Here is an 815-nt window from a genome sequence, read left to right as displayed (position 1 = left end):
ATATTCCATTTAAACCATTAGCTGAAGAAGGCTATAAATTTATAAAAACTCTAATTTTATTAGGAGATACTAAAGAAAAAATAAAAAATGCATTTAATAAACTAAAAGAAGAAAAAGGTATAGAAGTAAAAATTATAGAAGTTAATAATTTAGAAGAGGCTGTTGATAAAGCTAGAGAAATTTCAGAAAGTGGAGATATAGTTACATTGTCACCAGCTTGTGCGTCATTTGATATGTTTCCTAACTTTATGGTTAGAGGAGATAAATTCAAACAGATAGTTAATAAATTAAAATAATAAAAAGAGCTACATAAATTTGTAGCTCTTTTTTATTAATAGTTAAATTGCATTAAATAAAGATTCAATTTAATTAATTATGTTATATAAATTACAACACAATTAATTAAAATTTATCAATAAAGAGCAAAAATAACGATAACTGTACCTAGCGTATCATGATTAGAAATTAAAAGTAATAATAAGAAAATGATAGAAAAATAGTATTAATTTAATTAAATGAATATTTTATAAAAAATAGATATAAAACAATCATGATATTATAATATCCGTCGTCAGGTGATGGCGACAAACCAAAACACTTTCAAGTTTGATTGAAAAAACTTTTTAAAAAAGTTGTTGACAATAAGAAACTTAAGTGTTAATATATAAAAGCGGTCAACGAAACCGCACAGATCTTTGAAAATTGAACAGAATATAGAAATACATTTAGAACCAGCAATTCTTTTTACAAGTAAGTTTTAAGAGCGAGATTAAACTTTTTATTGAGAGTTTGATCCTGGCTCAGGACGAACGCTG

At 24.7% G+C, this 815-nt stretch carries 1 pseudogene; it reads left to right on the top strand.

The features are described 5' to 3' along the window. Window positions 1-296, top strand: a pseudogene (gene murD / locus AC4FQ1_RS13120) (UDP-N-acetylmuramoyl-L-alanine--D-glutamate ligase); the annotation flags it as partial. Between the last annotated feature and the right edge of the window lie 519 nt (window positions 297-815).

The organism is Clostridium sp. TJA020 (assembly GCF_058310295.1).
This window is presented reverse-complemented; position numbering and strand designations above follow the sequence as displayed.